18 protein-coding genes are annotated in these 18949 nt (G+C 63.6%); 10 read left to right on the top strand and 8 right to left on the bottom strand.

What is annotated here, in order from left to right; genetic code table 11:
* Positions 1-154: 154 nt before the first annotated feature.
* A complete protein-coding gene (locus Q8N40_RS17045; protein ID WP_305712636.1) occupies positions 155-289 on the bottom strand; it encodes a hypothetical protein in 135 nt (44 codons plus the stop codon).
* A 138-nt stretch (positions 290-427) separates the two neighbouring features.
* Here Q8N40_RS17045 and Q8N40_RS17040 point away from each other — a divergent pair, with 138 nt between their 5' ends.
* Positions 428-1246, top strand: coding sequence for an aldo/keto reductase (locus Q8N40_RS17040; RefSeq protein WP_305712635.1), 819 nt, complete (start codon positions 428-430; stop codon positions 1244-1246).
* Positions 1247-1518: 272 nt separating this feature from the next.
* Here Q8N40_RS17040 and Q8N40_RS17035 read toward each other — a convergent pair whose 3' ends face one another.
* Entirely contained in the window at positions 1519-1755 is a 237-nt protein-coding gene (locus tag Q8N40_RS17035) for a hypothetical protein (protein WP_305318567.1), read from the bottom strand.
* 245 nt (positions 1756-2000) lie between these two features.
* Here Q8N40_RS17035 and Q8N40_RS17030 point away from each other — a divergent pair, with 245 nt between their 5' ends.
* Positions 2001-3290 carry an amidohydrolase/deacetylase family metallohydrolase gene (locus tag Q8N40_RS17030; RefSeq protein ID WP_305318568.1) on the top strand — a complete coding sequence of 430 codons (1290 nt, stop codon included), beginning with the start codon at positions 2001-2003 and terminating at the stop codon, positions 3288-3290.
* Between the two features lie 125 nt (positions 3291-3415).
* Here the strand turns inward: Q8N40_RS17030 and Q8N40_RS17025 are convergent, their stop codons facing one another.
* Positions 3416-4657: a PLP-dependent aminotransferase family protein gene (locus tag Q8N40_RS17025; protein WP_305318569.1), complete on the bottom strand. Its 1242-nt coding sequence runs from the start codon at positions 4655-4657 to the stop codon at positions 3416-3418.
* Between the two features lie 337 nt (positions 4658-4994).
* On the opposite strand from Q8N40_RS17025, the gene Q8N40_RS17020 reads away from it, so the two are divergent.
* From Q8N40_RS17020 to Q8N40_RS17005, 4 genes are all read left to right on the top strand, one after another.
* On the top strand, positions 4995-6710 hold the full coding sequence (locus Q8N40_RS17020) for a cation:proton antiporter (protein ID WP_305712634.1): 1716 nt from the start codon (positions 4995-4997) through the stop codon (positions 6708-6710).
* Between the two features lie 189 nt (positions 6711-6899).
* A complete protein-coding gene (gene ribB, locus Q8N40_RS17015) occupies positions 6900-7976 on the top strand; it encodes a 3,4-dihydroxy-2-butanone-4-phosphate synthase (protein ID WP_305320619.1) in 1077 nt (358 codons plus the stop codon).
* 184 nt (positions 7977-8160) lie between these two features.
* Entirely contained in the window at positions 8161-9375 is a 1215-nt protein-coding gene (locus Q8N40_RS17010) for an acyl-CoA dehydrogenase (protein ID WP_305712633.1), read from the top strand.
* 97 nt (positions 9376-9472) lie between these two features.
* Entirely contained in the window at positions 9473-10390 is a 918-nt protein-coding gene (locus Q8N40_RS17005) for an MBL fold metallo-hydrolase (RefSeq protein WP_305712632.1), read from the top strand.
* Between the two features lie 179 nt (positions 10391-10569).
* Here the strand turns inward: Q8N40_RS17005 and Q8N40_RS17000 are convergent, their stop codons facing one another.
* Both Q8N40_RS17000 and Q8N40_RS16995 read right to left on the bottom strand, forming a co-directional pair.
* Positions 10570-11421 carry a DUF1499 domain-containing protein gene (locus Q8N40_RS17000; RefSeq protein WP_305712631.1) on the bottom strand — a complete coding sequence of 284 codons (852 nt, stop codon included), beginning with the start codon at positions 11419-11421 and terminating at the stop codon, positions 10570-10572.
* A gap of 138 nt (positions 11422-11559) precedes the next feature.
* Positions 11560-12459, bottom strand: coding sequence for a LysR family transcriptional regulator (locus tag Q8N40_RS16995; protein ID WP_305712630.1), 900 nt, complete (start codon positions 12457-12459; stop codon positions 11560-11562).
* Positions 12460-12550: 91 nt separating this feature from the next.
* On the opposite strand from Q8N40_RS16995, the gene Q8N40_RS16990 reads away from it, so the two are divergent.
* A complete protein-coding gene (locus tag Q8N40_RS16990; protein ID WP_305712629.1) occupies positions 12551-12811 on the top strand; it encodes a hypothetical protein in 261 nt (86 codons plus the stop codon).
* Between the two features lie 70 nt (positions 12812-12881).
* Here Q8N40_RS16990 and Q8N40_RS16985 read toward each other — a convergent pair whose 3' ends face one another.
* Entirely contained in the window at positions 12882-14510 is a 1629-nt protein-coding gene (locus Q8N40_RS16985; protein ID WP_305320624.1) for a fatty-acid--CoA ligase, read from the bottom strand.
* Positions 14511-14563: 53 nt separating this feature from the next.
* On the opposite strand from Q8N40_RS16985, the gene Q8N40_RS16980 reads away from it, so the two are divergent.
* Positions 14564-15757 (top strand): extensin family protein, encoded by a 1194-nt coding sequence (locus tag Q8N40_RS16980; RefSeq protein WP_305712628.1) that lies wholly within the window; start codon positions 14564-14566, stop codon positions 15755-15757.
* Between the two features lie 35 nt (positions 15758-15792).
* On the opposite strand, the gene Q8N40_RS16975 is transcribed toward Q8N40_RS16980, so the two are convergent.
* Positions 15793-16476, bottom strand: coding sequence for a L,D-transpeptidase (locus Q8N40_RS16975; RefSeq protein WP_305712637.1), 684 nt, complete (start codon positions 16474-16476; stop codon positions 15793-15795).
* A 337-nt stretch (positions 16477-16813) separates the two neighbouring features.
* Here Q8N40_RS16975 and Q8N40_RS16970 point away from each other — a divergent pair, with 337 nt between their 5' ends.
* Both Q8N40_RS16970 and Q8N40_RS16965 read left to right on the top strand, forming a co-directional pair.
* Positions 16814-17794, top strand: a complete 981-nt coding sequence (locus Q8N40_RS16970; protein ID WP_305712627.1) for a magnesium transporter CorA family protein — start codon at positions 16814-16816, stop codon at positions 17792-17794.
* 161 nt (positions 17795-17955) lie between these two features.
* Positions 17956-18183 carry a hypothetical protein gene (locus Q8N40_RS16965; RefSeq protein ID WP_305318176.1) on the top strand — a complete coding sequence of 76 codons (228 nt, stop codon included), beginning with the start codon at positions 17956-17958 and terminating at the stop codon, positions 18181-18183.
* A 66-nt stretch (positions 18184-18249) separates the two neighbouring features.
* On the opposite strand, the gene Q8N40_RS16960 is transcribed toward Q8N40_RS16965, so the two are convergent.
* On the bottom strand, positions 18250-18949 hold a 700-nt coding region (locus Q8N40_RS16960), incomplete at its 5' end, for an SDR family NAD(P)-dependent oxidoreductase (RefSeq protein WP_305712626.1).

Genomic DNA, 18949 nt, shown 5'->3' with positions numbered 1-18949 from the left:
CCGCGCGGGGCGGCTCGCACGCAGCTGGCGCGACCGCGCAGCAATCCTCTCGACGCGCAGGCGGCGGATACCCGAATTCAGGCCTGGCCGTGCAAGTCCGGCGGCATCTGCAGCTGGAAGTGACGAAACGGGAAGTAATCGGGCTCAGCCGCGATCAGGGCGCCACGAACAGATAGCCGGCCAGCACAAGCAGCACGGACAGCGCCGTAATCACGCCGAGTACCCCGGCGGCGATCGCAAGCAGGCCATGGGAATCCAGCCATCGTTGTAGCGCATTACCCATTCTCATTGCTGTGCAACCCGATCCCGATTTGCAGTTTGGCTGGCGGGCAGGCTATCAAACAGCGGGCCCGATGTCCTTGTTTATCCCCCAGCCCATTTCTCCTCAACCGCCCCCATTGAAAAGGCATCGCCGCAGGAGCCATCCATGGAACATCTGCAAACTCAGCGCATCAGCCTGCCGCGGCTTGGGCTCGGCACCTTTCGCCTGCAGGGCGATGCCTGCCGCACGGCGGTCGAAAACGCGCTCGGCCTCGGCTACCGGCATATCGACACCGCCGAGATGTACGGCAACGAAGAACCCATTGGCGATGCCATCGCCGCATCCGGTGTGGCCCGCAAGGACCTGCATGTCACGACAAAAGTCTGGAACGAAAACCTTGCGCCGGCCGCGATCCGACGGGCGTTCGATGCCAGCCTGAAGAAACTCGGGCTCGACCATGTCGATCTCTACCTGGTGCACTGGCCCGCGAAGAACATGAACCTTCCGGCGATGTTCGAAACCTTGACGATGCTGAAACAGGAAGGTTTCACCCGCGCCATCGGTGTCGCCAATTTCAACATCGCGCTGCTCAAGACCGTGGTCGAGGACATCAAGGCGCCGATCGCCTGCAACCAGGTCGAATATCATGTGATGCTCGACCAGACGCCGCTGCGCCGATATCTCGCCGCCAGGGCGATCCCGCTGGTGGCCTATTGCCCGCTGGCGCAGGGCCGCGCGGCGTCGGATCCGACGCTGATGGCGATCGGCCGCAAGCATGGCGCCAGCGCGGCCCAGGTGGCGCTGAAATGGTTGCTCGACCAGGACGGCGTCGCCGCGATCCCGAAGGCGTCGCGGGTGGAAAGCCAGCAGGCCAATCTCGATGCGCAGCACATCGGGCTTGATGACGAGGATATGAAGGCCATTGCCGCGTTGCCGAAAGACAGACGATGCGTCAATCCCGGCTTTGCGCCGGCGTGGGATTGAGCAAAGACTCCTCATCCCGAGGAGCATCGCGACGCGGTGCGCCAGGATATGGTTAGATTGCGCTTGGCTAAACGAAAAATGGCCCCTTGCGGGGCCATTCAGACTGCTGACAAACCTCCCGGTGCTGCCGGGAGAGGGCAAATTCACGGAACGTCTCGGATTCAAGTCGCGAACAAAGCAGAATCAAAACTCCTCATTTTTCGGCGCTTCCGAAAAACGAGGGGTTTGTAATCAATCTGAATGGCCCCTTGCGGGGCCATTGTCCTGTCGTCTCAATAGCTGCGATAGCGCTGCTTCTTGATCACGATGACCTTGCTGCCATGGCCCCGGCCGCGGTGATAGCCGCGATGGTGATGGCGGTGCATATGGGCGCGCGCGCCGTGCCTGTGACTGGCGCCGTGATGATGGCCGCCGCGCTTGATAACGACGGTCTGGGCATCGGCGTTCGACGACGGCGCCGCGATGAAGATCGTGGCGAGCGCCGCGATCATTAGTGCAAACTTCTTCATGCTGTTCTCCGGGTTGAGCGGGGATGTAACAGCACATGCGGAGCAATGTTCCGGCGGAACCGAACGGGAATTCTGAACGACCATTCACAGGCGCCAACTAGCGGATTCGTGCATGGTCCGCTCGTGTGGTGAGGACGAACGAGCGTTGTACGTGGGCCAATGCCCATCATCGACGCGGCTTGCGCAACGCCTGTGTCCGGCGCATCATCCCGCGATAAAAAGACAACCTCAGGGGGAGCTTCGCCATGTCCGCATTGTCACGCCGGAATTTCCTTGCGCTTACGGGGGCGGCCGCCGCGGCGCTGTCCCCGCGTTTCACCACAACGGCCAGTGCCGCGATGGGTCCGAGCGACAAGTTCGACCTCGTCATCAAGGGCGGCGACGTGCTCGATCCCAGCCAGTCGCTGCGGGGAAAGCGCGACATCGGCATTCGCTGGGGCATGATCGAGGCGATCGAACCGGAAATTCCGGCCGCGCGCGCATCCAGGACCCTGGACGCATCGGGCAAACTGGTCACGCCCGGCCTGATCGACCTGCACAGCCACGTTTATCCCTACGGCTCATCGATCGGGATTCCCGCCGACGAACTGGCGCAGTTTCAGTGCACGACCACGATGGTTTCGGCCGGCGATGCCGGCGTCAACAACCTCGCGGCACTGCGTCGCTACATCGTGGCGCAGTCGCGGACGCGGATCTATGCGTTCGTCCACATTGCCAATCACGGCCTGGCGGGATTCCCGGTCGCCGAACTCTACAACATCGATCACGCCCAGATGGAAGCCTGCGCCATGGCGCTGGCGGAAAACCAGGATTTCCTGCTCGGGGTGAAGGTGCGGATGTCGGAGAACGTGATCGCCAAGCACGGTCTGGAGCCGTTGAAGCGCGCGATCCGGGCCTGCGAGATGTGCGGCTGGCCGGCCAAGATGATGGTGCATATCGGCGGCGTCGAGAGCAAGGAGCTGATGTCCGGGATACTCGATCTGCTGCGGCCCGGCGACGTGCTGACCCACGCCTATTCCGGCGCGCCGAACATCGGCGGCGTCTTCACCAATATCGTGCAGGACGGCAAGCTGCTGCCGGCAGCACTCGCGGCCAAGCAGCGCGGCGTGATGTTCGATGTCGGCCATGGCGGCGGCAGTTTCGATTTTACGGTCGCCGAAGTGGCGATTCCCGGCGGCGCCGGGCCGGACGTCATCTCCTCGGACATCCACGTCTATTCCGCCAATTCGCCTGGCATGCCCTACCTTCCGAACGTCATGAGCAAGTTCATGGCGCTGGGATTTTCGCTGGAACAGGTGGTGACGATGGCGACGTCGACGCCGGCAAAAATCATCAACCGCGCCCCGAAGCTCGGCACGCTGCAGATCGGCGCGCCCGCCGACATCGCGGTCATGGAGCTGGTGGAGGGTCCGGCCTCGTTCGTCGATACCCGCAACAACAAGCGCGACGGCAAGGCGCTGCTGAAGCCGGTGCAGACCGTGATCAACGGCGTGCCGTTCGGCAGGCCTTATCAGGCGCCGTTCGCGGTGCGGTGAGGGTCTTCCCGACATTGCAAGGATGGATTGCTTCGTCGCTTCGCTCATCGCAATGACGAGGAGGCATCCGTCACTGCGAGCCAAGCGAAGAAATCCATCCAGGCAGCATGCCTGATCGGTTGCATTCAGCTTTTCCGGCGAGCTTCCACATTCGCAATCCTCGCCGGCACGCCAAATTCCTTCCGGCACACCTCGGCCAGCACGGCGACGCCCTCGCGGATCTCCTCGTGCGAGGGGCTGGCAAAACACAGCCGCAGCCGGCTGCCGGCATAGGCCTTGTCGGTGGACCATTCAGGCCCCGGATTGATGGCGACGCCGGCCGCAAGCGCGGCCTGGTAGAGTTTCATCGTATCGACATTGTCAGGCAGTTTCACCCACAGGAAGATGCCGCCCTTGGGATCCTCGAATTCCGCCGAGGTGCCGAATTGTTCGTTCAGCGCCTCCATCAGCGTGTCGAGCTTGGCGCGCAGGCCGCGGTTGAGTTTTGGCACATGGCTGGCAAAATGCGGCGCGCAATATTCCGCCAGCACCATCTGCTCCAGCGCGCCGGAGCCGGCGTCGGTCTTCAGCGCCAGCATCCGCGACAGCATCGCCCAGGGCGCCACGATGTAGCCGACCCGCAGTGCCGGTGCGATCGATTTGGAGAACGAGCCGATGTGGATGACGCCGGCGGTCTTGTCCATGGCGTAGATCGCAGGCGGGCGCTTGCCGTCCCAGATCAGGTCGGCGTAGCAGTCGTCCTCGAAGATGGGCACGCCATATTGCTGCGACAGTTTCAGAAGCTCGGTGCGGCGCGCCTCCGGCATGATGGTGCCGGTCGGGTTCTGCACGGTCGGGATGGTGTAGATGTATTTAGGCGTGATCCCCTTGGCCTTGAGACCGGCCAGCGCCGCCGCCAGCGCGTCCATCCGCATGCCGTGCTCGTCGAGCGGGATGCCGACCATATTGACGCCAAGTCTCGTCAGCCGGTTCAGCGCGCCCTGATAGGTGTCCTGCTCGGTGATGATGGTGTCGCCGCGCGCCAGCAGCGTGGCGTTGACGAGATCGAGCGCCTGCAGCGAACCGGAGACAATCAGGATGTCGTCGGCGACGCAGTCGATGCCGGCGTCGCGCTTCAGCTTGGTGGTCAGGAATTCGCGCAGCGGGCGATAACCCTGCGGGCCGCTGGCCAGCCCGTAGGTGGCGAGCGTCCTGCCCTCGCGCCGCAGCACGGCATTGACGGCATCGGCCAGCGCATCGACCGGGACCTGGTCCGGATCGTTGTTGCCGCCGACGAAACTGTACTTGGCCAGTCCCGTCCACCTTACGGCCGGCGCCGGCAATCCCGCCGGAAGCAAGGGTGCGAAGTCGAATTGCGCTGAGGTCATGGACGTCATCCCCGTTTGATTTTCTTGTTTGAGGGAGCCGGAGGCACCCGGGTTTCGCTTAAGGCTGGTCCTTGGGCTGGTTCTTGCCGGTCACCTTCACAGGCCCGGGCTGGGCCGTAAAGGCCCTGCACGTCCGAAGTTTCCGTGGGCATCGCGGTCAGGAATCTGGCAAGAGCTGTCAAGATGGCGGCCGGCCGGGCTTGTGCCGCGGGGCCGGGAGGTGATCGACAGGCCCGCCAGAATCGCGGGAAAGAGCCGACCGGTCCGGATGCGACACATTACTTGTTTGACGTTGACGCCCCGGCCTTTAGGTTGCGGCGAGGGGAAGGCCGGATTCATGCACGAGCTTATTCGCGATATCACTTTTTGCATCCTGTTCGCCTGGGGCATCGGCCTTCTGGCCCATTTTTTCCGCCAGCCGCTGATCCTCGCCTACCTTATCGCCGGGTTCGTCATTGGTCCATTCGGCATGGGCTGGGTCAAGTCGCAGGAATCGATCAGCGTCATTTCCGAACTCGGCCTGATCTTCATGCTGTTCATGATCGGGCTGGAAATCGACCTGAAGAAGATCGTGCGGGCCGGCCGGGTGATCCTGTTTGCCGCCGGCTCCCAGCTGCTCGGCGCCTGCCTGTTCGGCATCCTGTTCTTCCTGGGTATGGGCCTCGGCGGCTTCGATGCCGTGTATCTCACCATCGCCTGCTCGCTCTCCTCGACCGTCATCATCGTCAAGGTGTTGTACGAAAAGCGCGAGCTCGACACGCTGCCCGGCCGCATCACGCTCGGCGTGCTGGTGCTGCAGGACATCTTCGCCATCCTGTTCCTGGCGGTGCAGCCGAGCCTCGCCAATCTCGAGGTCAGCGTGATCCTGCTCTCGGTCGGCCGGGTCGGCGTGCTGGTGGCGACCGCGCTGGTGCTGAGCCGCTACGTCCTGCCCAAACTGTTCCACCAGATCGCGCGCCGTCCCGAGCTGATCCTGCTCGGCGCGCTGGCGTGGTGCTTCCTGATCGGCGAGATCGCCGAGCGGCTGCATCTGTCGCGCGAAATGGGATCGCTGGTGGCCGGGGTGTCGCTGTCGACCTTTCCCTATGCGCTCGATGTCACCGCCAAGGTCACGACGCTGCGCGATTTCTTCATCACGCTGTTCTTTGTCGCGCTCGGCATGACGATCCCGATTCCCAGCATGGGGGTGATCTGGCTCGCGCTGGTGATCGCGGCCTTCACGGTGATCAGCCGCGCCTTGACCACGTTCACGCCGCTGTACCTGATGAAGCAGGGCCTGCGCGCCAGCCTGCTGCCGGCGATCAATCTGGCGCAGATCAGCGAATTCTCACTGGTCGTGATCCAGACCGGCGTCGTCGCCGGGCATATCCAGACCCAGACCGCCAGCGCGGTGTCATTCGCCTTCGTGATCCTGGCGGTACTGAGCACGTTCGCGATCATGCGCAGCGACGAGATCACGCGGGCATCGATCGGTCCCTTGAAGCGGATCGGGATCCGCGATCTCGATCACGGCCATGCCCACGATGCCGGCCACGAGGGCGGCCACGGCGAGGCGCGGCGGGTCGTGATCCTCGGCTTCTTCCGCGCCGCCAGCGCCTTGCTGAGCGAGATCGAGCGGCGCAATCCGGTGTTTCTCGATCAGCTCACCGTGATCGATTTCAATCCGAACGTATTCCGCACCCTGGCGGATCGCGGCCTGCACGTGATCTACGGCGATATCAGCAATGTCGACACCCTGGTGCATGCCGGCGTCGGCAAGGCCGAACTCATTATTCTCAGCATCCCCGACGCGCTGCTGAAGGGCGCCAACAACGAAAAGCTGGTCCGCCATGTGCGAACCCTCAACCCCACCGCCAAGATCGTCGCCACCGCCGACCTGCTGGCCGACGTCGCCGATCTCTACGCCGCCGGCGCGGACTACGTCACCGTGACCCGGATCAGCGATGCGCAGGAACTCTACACCGTGATCGAAGCCGCCGCCGCCGGCCTCTTGGACGACAAGCGCGCGGAAATGGACGCGCAGCTTGCCGAACGCAAGGAAGTGCTGCCATAGGAATTTCGGCGGCGCCGAAGCCAATACCGCTGTGCGGAAATTCACCGCTGCGGACCGGAGCGGCACCGCCCGGCCGGCGCCGTTCTGCCCTGCGTAATGATACTGGCGCGGGGTCCCAAGTCCCGCTAATCAAGTCCCGCTAATCAAGTCCGGCTAATGCCGCCCGGCACCAAAGCGAGACGCATAAAAATGGCCGATCCGATCCAGGAAGTTCTGCAGGCGTTTGCCAATGGAGAACTCGTCGTCGTCACCGATGACGACGACCGCGAAGGCGAGGGCGATCTGATCGTCGCGGCATCGCTGTGCACCTCCGAGAAGATGGCGTTCATTATCCGCCACACTTCCGGCATCGTCTGCGCGCCGATCACCACCGAAGACGCCCGCCGGCTGCGGCTCGATCCGATGGTGGCGCACAACGAGTCCAACCACACCACCGCCTTCACGGTGTCGATCGATTACAAGCCGGACAACGGCACCGGAATTTCGGCCGAGGAGCGCGCTTCCTGCTGCCGCGCGCTGGCCAATCCCAACGCCGGCGCCAATGACTTCGCCCGGCCCGGCCATATTTTCCCGCTGATCGCGCGCGACGGCGGCGTGCTGCTGCGCTCCGGCCATACCGAGGCCGCGGTCGATCTCTGCAAGCTCTCGGGCCTGCCGCCAGTCGGCGTCATCTCGGAACTGATGAACGACGACGGCACGGTCATGAAGGGCGAGCAGGTGGCCAGATTCGCCGCCGTCCACAAGCTCAAGCATGTCACCATCGCCGACATGATCGCCTGGCGCCAGGCCCGCGAAAAGCTGATCGAGCGGGTTTCGACCTTCACCACCGAGAGCCCCATTGGCCTGCTGCAGGGCTACGCCTACCGATCGCCGTTCGATTCCATCGCGCATGTCGCCTTCGTCTACAACGGCATCGGCGACGGCAGGAACGTGCTGACGCGCTTTCACAAGCCCAATATCGTCAAGGACATTTTTACGGGCCCGAAGCGCATGCAGGCGGTGCTGGAGCATTTCAGGAAGAACGGCAGCGGCGTGCTGATTTACCTGCGCGACGGCGCCGCCGGCGTTCCGGTAGCACCCTTGCCGGAAGACAAATCCGCCGAAGCCGATCGCAACAAGCAATGGCGCGAGGTCGGTGTCGGCGCGCAGATCCTCAGGGATCTCGGCGTCAGCTCGATCCGCCATCTGACGTCGTCGGTGCACGACTACAAGGGACTGTCCGGTTTCGGCATCGAGATTCTTTCCAACGAACAGCTTGAGGGATAGATACGACCACCGTCATTCCGGAGCGATGCGAAGCATAGAGCCCGGAATCTCGATGTAATAAGCGCGCGAGATTCCGGGTTCGCGCTGACGCGCGCCCCGGAATGACACGCCCCATTTCAATTGCGCTTGGCCCCATTGCACTCTATTTTGTCCACCAAATGCGTAAGGACCGAAAGGAATTCTCATGAGCGTGCGCCCTCAGACCAAGGACAAGCCGGCTTCGGTCGAGTTCCAGTGGGACGATCCGTTCATGCTCGACGAGCAGCTTACCGAAGATGAGCGCATGATCCGCGATACCGCGCGCGCCTATGCGCAGGACAAGCTGCTGCCGCGCATCACCAAGGCCTATCTCGACGAGAAGACCGATCGCGAGATCTTCAACGAGATGGGTGAACTCGGCCTGATCGGCATCACGCTGCCGGAGGAATATGGCTGCGCCAATGCGAGCTATGTCGCCTATGGGCTGGTGGCGCGCGAGATCGAGCGCGTCGATTCCGGCTACCGCTCGATGAACTCGGTGCAGTCCTCGCTGGTGATGCATCCGATCTATGCCTATGGCGACGAGAACCAGCGCAAGAAATACCTGCCCAAGCTCGCCACCGGCGAATGGGTCGGCTGTTTCGGCCTGACCGAGCCGGATGCCGGCTCCGATCCCGGCGGCATGAAGACCCGCGCCGAGAAGACCTCGGACGGTTACCGGCTCACCGGTACCAAGATGTGGATTTCCAACGCGCCGATCGCCGACGTGTTCGTGGTGTGGGCCAAATCCGCCGAGCACAACAACCAGATCCGCGGCTTTATTCTCGAGAAGGGCATGAAGGGCCTGTCGGCGCCCAAGATCGGCGGCAAGCTAAGCTTGCGCGCCTCCGTCACCGGCGAGATCGTGATGGAAGGCGTCGAGGTGCCGGAGAGTGCATTGCTGCCCAACGTATCCGGCCTGAAGGGGCCGTTCGGCTGCCTCAACCGCGCCCGCTACGGCATTTCCTGGGGCGCGATGGGGGCTGCGGAAGATTGCATGGCGCGTGCGCGGCAATACACGCTCGACCGCAAGCAGTTCAACCGCCCGCTGGCGGCGACGCAACTGGTGCAGAAGAAGCTCGCGGACATGCAGACCGACATCGCGCTCGGCCTGCAGGCTTCGTTGCGGGTGGGACGCCTGATGGACGAAGGCAAGATGGCGCCCGAGATGATCTCGATCGTCAAGCGCAACAATTGCGGCAAGGCGCTCGACATCGCGCGGATGGCCCGCGACATGCACGGCGGCAACGGCATCCAGATCGAGTATCACGTGATGCGCCATGCCGCGAATCTGGAAACCGTCAACACCTACGAAGGCACCCACGACGTCCACGCCCTGATCCTGGGCCGCGCCATCACCGGCATTCAGGCGTTTTCGTAAATTAGCACCGTCCTTCCGGTGCGCGTCGTAGGCGCGAACCCGGAATCTCGCGCGTATTCGGGCGCATCCCGGAATGACGCCGGAGTAAAACGTCCCCATGGCCGACAACGACGACATCCCGTTCAACCGCGACTTTCCCCTGAAACCCGGTGTGGTCGAGCAGGTCCGCCCCGGCGTGCGGCGCCTGCTCTGCAACAATCCGAGCCCGTTCACCTTCACCGGCACGGTCAGCTACATCGTGGGCACCGGCAAGGTCGCGGTCATCGATCCCGGTCCGGACGACGCGGCCCATGCGGCGGCGCTGCTCGACGCGGTGCGCAATGAGACCGTGACGCATATCCTGGTCACCCACACCCACCGCGATCACTCGCCGAACACCACCAGAATCAAGTCCGCTACCGGTGCCACCGTGTATGCCGAGGGTCCGCACCGCGCCTCGCGGCCGCGCTACGAGAGCGAGAAGCACAATCCGGAATCCGGCGCCGACCGCGACTTCAGGCCGGATACCGAAGTGAAACATGGCGACACCGTCGAAGGCGCCGGCTGGGCGCTGGAAGCGGTGGCGACGCCGGGCCACACCGCCAATCACCTGGCGTTCGCCTGGCCCGAGCGAAAGATCAATTTTGTCGGCGATCACGTGATGGGGTGGTCGACCTCGATCGTGGCGCCGCCGGACGGATCGATGGTCGACTACATGGCGTCGCTGGAAACGCTGGCGGCGCGCGACGAGGATTTGTATTTTTCCGGTCATGGTCCGGAAATCCCCGATGCCCGGCGCTATGTGCGTTTCCTGACCAGGCATCGCCAGGCGCGCGAAGCCTCGATCCTGCATCGGCTCGCCAAGGGCGAAACCGATATCCCGACCATCGTCCGCGTCGTCTATATCGGCATCGACCCGCGGCTGACGAATGCGGCCGGCTATTCCGTGCTGGCGCATCTGGAGGACCTGGTCGCGCGCGGCGTGGTGGCGACCGATGGCGATCCCGTGATCGGCGGAAATTATCGGCTGGTGTGATTCTAACCTCTCCCCGTTCTGCACTGGGAGAGGTCGCCGCGCTTGCGCGGCGGGTGAGGGGCGGGAGCACAATGCCCGACACCGACCCTCAACACCGCAGTCTCTGATAGAGGCCCCTCACCCCAACCCTCTCCCCGCAAGCGCGGGGCGAGGGGGCGCACTTCCGTTGCCGCTGTCCGCTATTCCTTTTTCTTCACCGTTTTCGCCTGCGCCTTGGCAGGCGTCTGCGGCTTCTTCACCGCCGGCTTCACCTGGTCGGCGGCCGTGTTGATGTCCTCGATCAGTTTGGCCACTCGCGCGGCGTTGCTGCCGAGATCGCTTTCGAAATAGCGCGACGAGGAGCGGATATCGACGCGCGAGCCTTCGCCGTCGGGCTTGATGCGGATCGTCACGTCTTCGCGAAATCCCATGATCAGCGTTTGCGCGATCGCCTCGATGCGGCCGTCGCGGCGCGGCTGCGGCGGGCGTTCGTCGACCACGCGCCATTTGCGCTTGTTGACCAGCGCGAGCGTGACGTCATAGGCCCGCTGAGCCGGCACCTCGAGTTCGACGGTCTCGACATCGGGATAGGCCAGCCGCTGCTGCTCGGCCGAATAGAGCCCGGCATAGACCGCGGGGTTGGCGCCGTCGCCGCCGCGCAAGCGCGCCAGCGCCTCGAAGCGCGGCGGATCGATCGGGTCGGTGGTGATGTCGTGGATCTTCGGCAGCTTGCGGTATTGCAGCCCGAGATAGGCGGGATAGGCCAGCACGACCGCGCTGATCATGAACGCCAGCAGGATGCGACCCATGCCCCGCGATCCGTTCTGCCAGATCGCGACGAAGGCGGCCAATCCGGTCAGGATCGAAAGCCCGGCGCAGGCCAGCGCGCCGAGAAACGTCGCCATCGCCGGTTTGACTTCGAGGAACCCGAAGCGGACGATAACGATTGAAACCAGTACCGCGACCAGCGAAAATACCGCGAGATTGCGCGCCCAGGTCGCGAGGCTGGACACGGGCTCCGACTGATAGGGAGCGGAAAACCTGCGTGCCATCCTTAAATTTCCATCATGGATTGGGGCGCCGGACCCTTGTTCGGGCAGCTAGCCCCCGCTGGTGACTAGCGCATTTTTGGGCCGGGTGGGAAGAGTTCCGTCCCCGAAAAACAGTCGAAACGGCCGTGGACAAACCTGTCATGGCGCATGGTCGAACTGTGCGGCCACGAAGTCGACAAAGGCCTTGATGCGCGGCGCGCGGTGGCGGCCCGGGACCGTCAGCGCATGGATCGGAAACGATTCCGGCATGCTGCTTTCCAGCAGCAGCGGAACCAGAGCGCCCTCCCGCATGGGGCGCGCGACCATGAAATCCGCCAGGCGCGCGATGCCAAGCCCGGCGATCGCCATGTCGAGCAGCAGGTCGGCATTGTCGCTGGTGAATGTGCCGGAGACAACGAGCCGGTTGATGCCTTCATGGGTGTGGAAGGGCCATTGCGACCATGCCGGTCCCGGCAGCGTCAGGCAATTATGCCGCAGCAGATCGGCGGGCACGCGCGGCGATCCGTGCTTCTCCAGATAGAGCGGACTGACGCAGATAAGACGTTTCGCTTCGGTGATCTTGCGCGCCACCAGGGTGGAGTCACCGAGCGCGCCGGAGCGGATCGCCACGTCCACCTGTTCGGCAACCAGATCGACCTGGTGGTCAGACACATGCAGTTCGACGGTGATATCAGGATAACGGCACAGAAAAGCCGGAAGTGCCGGACACAGTATTTGCTTGGCGAGCGCCGTTCCGATGCTGATTTTGAGGTGACCGCGCGGCAGCCGGCTTGCTGCCGTGACCTCGGCTTCCGCGGCCTCGATCGAGGCGAGGATGTCCCTGCTCCGGGCGACAAAAACTTCGCCTTCCGCGGTCAGCGCCAGCCGGCGCGTCGTCCGCGTCAGCAGGCTGACGCCCAGCCGGTCTTCGATGCGGGTCACCAGCTTGGACAGCGCGGAGGGCGTGATCCCGAGATCGTCGGCCGCGGCGGCAAAGCTGCCACGCTCGATCACGCGCACAAAGGCGTTCATTTCGGCCGAGGCGGAGTTGACACTCATGAATTCAATTCACGTATGAATGTTATTTTTAGCTAATTATAATGTTCAGGATACATAATATGATCCTTTTTTGCAATCAAGGAGGTTCGATATGTCCCGGGAAATGTATCCAAACAGCCAGGCGCCCGAGGCGCAGGACATCGAAGGCGTACGGCGCCGTCCGGACGGCAGCTTCGATATCGCCGCTTACGCGAAGCTGGCGCACCGCGAACGCGCGGCGGCCATTGCTTCATCTGCCGGAGAAGCCATGCGCATGGCCCGCGAGATGGTGTTGGGCGTGCGGGCCAGCCTCGCGCCGTTCGCAAGATCCGGACCGGCTTCGAGAAAGCATCACGCGACTGCTGGAAGATAGTCCCTAGCCAAATGACACTGGCGCTCACTTCCCTTCCCCCGCGACGGGAGAAGGGAAGAAGTGCCGGTTCCTACGCGGCGGCGTTGGGGAAACTGTAGCTCTTGAACTGGTCGCGCAGCGCGGTTTTCAGGATCTTGCCCGTCGCGGTGTGCGGAATGCCGTCGACAAAGGCGACATCATCGGGCATCCACCACTTTGCGATCTTGCCGTCCATGAACTTCAGGATGTCCTCGCGCGTCGCGCTCTGGCCGGCCTTGAGCTGGATGATCAGCAGCGGACGCTCGTCCCATTTCGGATGATAGACGCCGATCACGGCGGCCTCTGCCACTGCGGGGTGTCCGACCGCGAGATTTTCCAGATCGATAGAAGAAATCCACTCGCCGCCGGATTTGATTACGTCCTTGGAGCGGTCGGTGATCCGCATGTAGCCATTGGCGTCGATGGTGGCGACGTCGCCGGTGTCGAAATAGCCGGCGTCGTCGAGAATCTCGGCATCGACGCGGAAATAGGCCTTCGACACCGCGGGCCCGCTGACCTTCAGCCGCCCGAAGGTCTTGCCGTCCCACGGCAGGTCCTTGCCGGCATCGTCGGTGATCTTCATCTGCACGCCGAATGGCGGATAGCCCTGGGTCTGCAGGATATCGAGCCGCGCCTCGCCCTTGAGTTCGGCGAACGGCGGCTTCAGCGCGGCCAGCGTGCCGATCGGGCTCATTTCGGTCATGCCCCAGGCGTGACGAACGTTCACGCCGAGATCGAGGAACGACTGGATCATCGAGCGCGGCATCGCCGAGCCGCCGCACACCACCATGCGCAAATGAGGCAGCTTCAGGCTGCCGGCGGCCATGTGGTTGAGCAGCATCAGCCACACCGTCGGCACCCCGGCGGTATGCGTCACCTTCTCGGTGTCGAGCAGCTCATAGACCGAAGCGCCGTCGAGTTTGGCGCCGGGGAATACCAGCTTGGTGCCCATCGAGGGCGCCGAGAACGCGATGCCCCAGCTGTTGGCGTGGAACAATGGAACCACGGGAAGCATTGTATCCGAAGCGTTGGCGCCGAGGGAATCGCCTGAATTGGCCATCAGCGCGTGCAACACGTTGGAGCGATGCGAATACAACACGCCTTTGGGATCGCCCGTGGTACCGGAGGTGTAGCACATCGCGGCCGCGGTATTCTCGTCGAAGGACTTCCACTTGAAGTCGCCGTCGGCTTCCGCGATCCAGTCTTCATAGGCGATCGCGTTCTTCAGCGTAGTCTGCGGCATGTGCGCCTTGTCGGTGAAGACGATGTAGCGTTCAACGCTGGGAAGCTTGTCGGCGATCTTCTCCAGGATCGGAATAAAGGTGAGGTCGGTCATCACCACGCGGTCTTCGGCATGATTGATGATCCAGGCGATCTGGTCCGGGAACAGCCTGGGATTGACAGTATGGCAGATCGCGCCGATGCCCATGATGCCGTACCAGGCTTCGAGATGGCGCCAGGTGTTCCAGGCGATGGTGGCGACGCGGTCGCCGAGCTTGATGCCGTCGCGGTCGAGGCGCTGCGAGACTTTCAGCGCGCGGTCGCGGATTTGCCGATAATTGGTGCGGTGGATGGGGCCTTCGACCGATCGTGTTACGACCTCCTGGGTGCCATGGACTTCCGCGGCGTGCTCGATAATCCGGTGACAAAGCAAGGGCCAGTCTTGCATCAATCCAAGCATACGGTCGTTCCTCCAGAATGTGTTGTCGCTTGCCGCTCTTATTCGGAATTGCCATGAACTTTAGCGCGGGGAAAGCAAGCCGGAAATGGCCTTGTGGGAGCTTTCGCCACGCCCGGTCGGCAATGGTTACCGCCGCGGCGGTGCTTTGGCTTTGCGCCCAATCAATACCCGCTGGCGCGGCGACCAGGGCGGGCGCCTGGCCTCCGGGACCTTGGGGCGGATTGTTCGGGGAGAGCCGGCCGAAGAAGCCGCATCGGGCGGTGCTGGCGGTGCCGCTGCCTAAGCCGCGCCCGGCCGAGGCGCCGAAAGCGGCTCAGTCGAAAGCTACCAAGTCGAGGGCGATTGAGCCCGCCAAGACGGAGTCGAAGCCTGAACCCACTAAAGTGGAATCAGACAAGCCCGGGTCCGAAAAGCCGGACGCGGCCGGAACCGACAAGGCCGCCGAGCAGGCTCCTCCGGCGCCACCGCCGCCTTCGGCGTGCCGGCTGGCGCTGACGGAAGCGGTCGCGATCGCCCCCAGCATCCCCGACATCGAGGGTGTCGGCGGCTGCGGCGGCGAGGATCTGGTGCGGCTGGAGGCCGTGGTGCTGCCGGACAAACGGCGGGTGACGGTGAAGCCGGCCGCCGTCCTGCGCTGCGCCATGGCCAGCGCGGTTGCCGACTGGATCCGCACCGACATGGCGCCGCTGGCCGAGAGCCTCGGCAGCACCATTAGCGACCTCGACAATTTCGACTCGTTCCAGTGCCGCGGCCGCAATCGCGTGGTCGGCGCCAGGCTGTCGGAGCACGGACGCGCCAACGCGCTCGATATTCGCGCCATCAAGCTCGCCAACGGCCGCTCGATCTCGTTCACCGACCGTAACGTGCCGCGCGAGACCCGCGAGAGCGTGCTGCATTCGATGTGCGCGCGGTTTCCGACGGTGCTCGGGCCGGGTTCGGACTGGTATCACGAGGACCACGTCCATATCGATCTGATGGAGCGGCGAAACAACTACAAGATCTGCCAGTGGAACGTGTGGGACCCGCTGCCGCCGATCGCCCCGCTGCTGCCGGCCGAGCGGCCGGAGGAGGCTCCGCCGCGCGAAGTCGCCGCCAAAGCCGAGCAGGCCAAACCCGAGCAGTCCGGGCAGGGCAAGCCTGAGTCGTCAAAATCGGCGGCCGAACCGGCCGCCGACAAAGCAACCAAACCGGAAGCGGCCGCGACCGTACCGACAACGAAAAAGCGCCGGGAAGACCGGCGCTTTTGATCGGAATGACTGATGATACGAGCCGGTCTGGCCGGTTATTGCATCATCGCGTGGCCGCCGCCCTGCAGCGCCATCTTGGAATTGAACGGCGAGTCGCCCTGCTTGGGATCGAGCACGACCACGACCGTGCCCTGCTTGACGCGGCTGTAGAGGTCGATGACGTCCTCGTTGGTCATGCGGATGCAGCCCGAGGAAATCGACGCGCCGATATGTTCCGGCTGGTTGGTGCCGTGGATCCGGAACAGGGTGTCGCGGTTGCCCTGGTAAAGATACAGCGCGCGGGCGCCGAGCGGATTGTCGACGCCGCCGGGTACCGAGGCGGGCAAGCCTTCGATGCGCTTGTGGATGTCGGCGGTCGGCGTCCATTTCGGCCATTCCGCCATGTTGCCGACGCGCGCGATGCCGGAGAACGCCAATGCTTCCTCGCCGACGGTGATGCCGTAGCGGATCGCCTTGCCGCCGTCCTGCACCAGATAGAGATAGTGGTTGTCGGAATCGACCACGATGGAGCCGGGCATCTCCTTGCGGTGATAATCGACGATGGCGCGGCGGAACGGCTCGGGCGGAGCGACCTTGGCGTAGCGCGCCTTGGCGAGCTGGGCCTTGTCTGCCGGCTTGAGCGAGGCTTCCGGCGCCGCTTGATAGGTCGTGGCCTGCATGCAGCCCGACAGCATCAGCCCGGCGGCCAGCATTCCCAAAATTGCCTTCAGCGACGACATGATCCAGTTCCAATCGAAAGTCTTCACGGCCGCGCACCAAACCTGCGCCCGAAACGCCACGATTCCAATAAACGCATTATCGTCGAAATCGCCCATAATTCCAGAGCTTAGATGCACGTCCCGCGTCGCAACACTCTGGCTGTGTCATTTTTGCCGCAAGTTTTGCGGTTTCCGGCTGATTTTTGGGCTGAGGCGCGGACGCCGTCGAATCGTCGCCACGGTGCTGCCACCCCGTCGCCGCAAATATGGATCGGAGGTTAATACGCCGTCATCAAGCGCTTGCCAGAATCGAGCTAAGTCCTGTTGGGTGAGTTAGCTGACCTGTCCGGAGTTGCCCATGCTGTCGGTGTATGTCCCTGCCGAGTTCTCCCTGAAGAAGATCGATGCCGCCGATCTCGCGGCGCTGCCGGAGAACGCGGTTTGGCTCGATCTCGTCAAGCCGAGCGGGGGCGAGGACAAGGCCGTGGAGCGGCTGGCCGGGGTCGCGGTTCCGACCCGGGAGGACATGCAGGAAATCGAGATTTCCAGCCGGCTCTATATCGAGAACGGCGCCCGCTTCATGACGGCGACGCTGATGTGCGCCTCCGACACCGAGAATCCGCGCACCACGGCGGTGACCTTCATCCTCGCCGGCCACCGGCTGGTGACCGTGCGCTACGACGAGCCCAGGCCGTTCCTGCTGGTGGAGAACAAGCTGGCGCGCGGCTGCGCGCCGGGGATCACCGGCGAAATGGTGCTGATGGAATTGCTGGATGCGGTGATCGACCGCAATGCCGACATTCTGGAGCGCGCCGGTGCCGACATGGAGACCATCAGCCACGACATTTTCGAGCCCGCCGGGAAGGCGCGCACCGGCCACGCCAAGCGCTATTCCGACATCCTGATCGCGATCGGGCGCAAGGGCGATCTCAACTCCAAGGTGCGGGAAAGCCTGGTCTCGATCGGCCGTGTCGTGACCTTCGTCGCCGCCGGCACCGAGGGCGTCAAATGGTCCAAGGACATGCGCGAGCAACTCAAGACCATGCAGCGCGACGTTACCTCGCTGACCGACCACGCCAGCTACCTCGCCAACAAGATCACCTTCGTGCTCGACGCCATGCTCGGCGTCGTCAATCTCGAACAGAACAACATCATCAAGCTGTTCTCGGTCATGGCGGTGGTGTTGATGCCCCCAACCCTGATCGCCTCGGTCTATGGCATGAATTTCAGGTTGATGCCGGAGCTGGCATGGGAGCACGGCTACCCCATGGCGCTGATCATGATGCTGATCGCAGCGGCGGGGCCGTACTTCTTTTTCAGATGGAAGAAGTGGCTGTAGTCACCGAGGTGTTAAAGCATACACCTGTCCTGCGGGGCTTTCATACACCTGCGAAAAACCAGGGAACCCGCCTCATTTGTACGGATAAAATTTGAGCGTTGCGTACAACGTTTGCGCGACGGCTTTCTGCGATAACGCTGTCACAACCCGCGAGGACAGCCATGGTTGAGAAACTCATAACGTCACCCCGCAACGTCGTCGATTTCGCGCGCTATCAACGGGATCGCAACGCCGCGGGCAGGGCGATGGCGATGTCGGCGCGGGTCTGCCGGCATTGCGGCGCGGCGTTACAGGAAGGCGAGCGCGAGGACGAATGCTCCAGCACCTTCAACGTCGAGGCCGACAGCCTGCGCTGGCAGGCCGCGCAGATTCTGCGCGGACTGGTTTGAGCGGGGTCGCGCTGTCTTCACCCTCCCCCTCCTTGGGAGGGTAAGAAGCACGATGCTTCGTCTCGCCTACACGTGCTGCCCGCCATTGATGTGAATCTCCGCGCCGTTCACGTAGGACGACGTCTCCGTGCACAGCACATAGATGATCTTGGCGACTTCATCCGGGGTGCCGAGCCGGCGCAGCGGGATCTGCTGATCGACGATCTTTTCGGTGCCCGGCGACAGGATCGATGTGTCGATTTCGCCGGGCGCGATCGAATTGACGCGGACGCCGATGCGGCCGAAATCGGACGCCATCTCGCGGGTCAGGGAGGCCAGCGCCGCCTTCGAGGTGGCGTAGGCCGCGCCCGCGAACGGATGCACGCGCGAGCCCGCGATCGAGGTGACGTTCACCACCGAGCCCTTGGCGGCCTTCAATTCCTCGATCAGTCCGCGCGCCATCATGATCGGCGCGAAGAAATTGACCCGGAATACATGGCTCCAGGTCTCGATGTCGGTATCGATCGATCCCAGCCGCGCGCCGCCTTCGGCCTTGGGCGAAATCGCGGCGTTGTTGACCAGCGCGTGCAGTTCGCCGCCTTCCAGCCGCTCGCGGATTTCCGAAATCGCCCGCGTGGTGTCGGCGTGGTCGGCGAGATCGACCTGGATGTGGTCCTCGGGTCCGGCGCCCCACGGGCACTCCTCGGGAAAGGGATGCCGCGAACAGGTCAGGACGCGCCAGCCCGCCGAGGAAAAGCGGATCACGGTGGCGTGCCCGATGCCGCGG

Source organism: Bradyrhizobium sp. (assembly GCF_030693485.1).
Classification (GTDB): Bacteria; Pseudomonadota; Alphaproteobacteria; order Rhizobiales; family Xanthobacteraceae; genus Bradyrhizobium.
Note: the sequence above shows the minus strand (reverse complement) of the source record. Positions and strands in the feature narration are given on the sequence as shown.

Excerpts from the sequence above, each read along its gene's own strand:
- Q8N40_RS17025 (WP_305318569.1), bottom strand. The coding sequence starts at position 4,657 with ATGACCTCAGCGCAATTCGACTTCGCACCCTTGCTTCCGGCGGGATTG.
- Q8N40_RS17000 (WP_305712631.1), bottom strand. The coding sequence starts at position 11,421 with ATGGCACGCAGGTTTTCCGCTCCCTATCAGTCGGAGCCCGTGTCCAGC.
- Q8N40_RS16980 (WP_305712628.1), top strand. The coding sequence starts at position 14,564 with ATGAACTTTAGCGCGGGGAAAGCAAGCCGGAAATGGCCTTGTGGGAGC.
- Q8N40_RS16995 (WP_305712630.1), bottom strand. The coding sequence starts at position 12,459 with ATGAGTGTCAACTCCGCCTCGGCCGAAATGAACGCCTTTGTGCGCGTG.
- Q8N40_RS16985 (WP_305320624.1), bottom strand. The coding sequence starts at position 14,510 with ATGCTTGGATTGATGCAAGACTGGCCCTTGCTTTGTCACCGGATTATC.
- Q8N40_RS16990 (WP_305712629.1), top strand. The coding sequence starts at position 12,551 with ATGTCCCGGGAAATGTATCCAAACAGCCAGGCGCCCGAGGCGCAGGAC.
- Q8N40_RS16970 (WP_305712627.1), top strand. The coding sequence starts at position 16,814 with ATGCTGTCGGTGTATGTCCCTGCCGAGTTCTCCCTGAAGAAGATCGAT.
- Q8N40_RS17005 (WP_305712632.1), top strand. The coding sequence starts at position 9,473 with ATGGCCGACAACGACGACATCCCGTTCAACCGCGACTTTCCCCTGAAA.
- Q8N40_RS17035 (WP_305318567.1), bottom strand. The coding sequence starts at position 1,755 with ATGAAGAAGTTTGCACTAATGATCGCGGCGCTCGCCACGATCTTCATC.
- Q8N40_RS16965 (WP_305318176.1), top strand. The coding sequence starts at position 17,956 with ATGGTTGAGAAACTCATAACGTCACCCCGCAACGTCGTCGATTTCGCG.
- Q8N40_RS17030 (WP_305318568.1), top strand. The coding sequence starts at position 2,001 with ATGTCCGCATTGTCACGCCGGAATTTCCTTGCGCTTACGGGGGCGGCC.
- ribB (WP_305320619.1), top strand. The coding sequence starts at position 6,900 with ATGGCCGATCCGATCCAGGAAGTTCTGCAGGCGTTTGCCAATGGAGAA.
- Q8N40_RS17040 (WP_305712635.1), top strand. The coding sequence starts at position 428 with ATGGAACATCTGCAAACTCAGCGCATCAGCCTGCCGCGGCTTGGGCTC.
- Q8N40_RS16975 (WP_305712637.1), bottom strand. The coding sequence starts at position 16,476 with ATGTCGTCGCTGAAGGCAATTTTGGGAATGCTGGCCGCCGGGCTGATG.
- Q8N40_RS17020 (WP_305712634.1), top strand. The coding sequence starts at position 4,995 with ATGCACGAGCTTATTCGCGATATCACTTTTTGCATCCTGTTCGCCTGG.
- Q8N40_RS17045 (WP_305712636.1), bottom strand. The coding sequence starts at position 289 with ATGAGAATGGGTAATGCGCTACAACGATGGCTGGATTCCCATGGCCTG.
- Q8N40_RS17010 (WP_305712633.1), top strand. The coding sequence starts at position 8,161 with ATGAGCGTGCGCCCTCAGACCAAGGACAAGCCGGCTTCGGTCGAGTTC.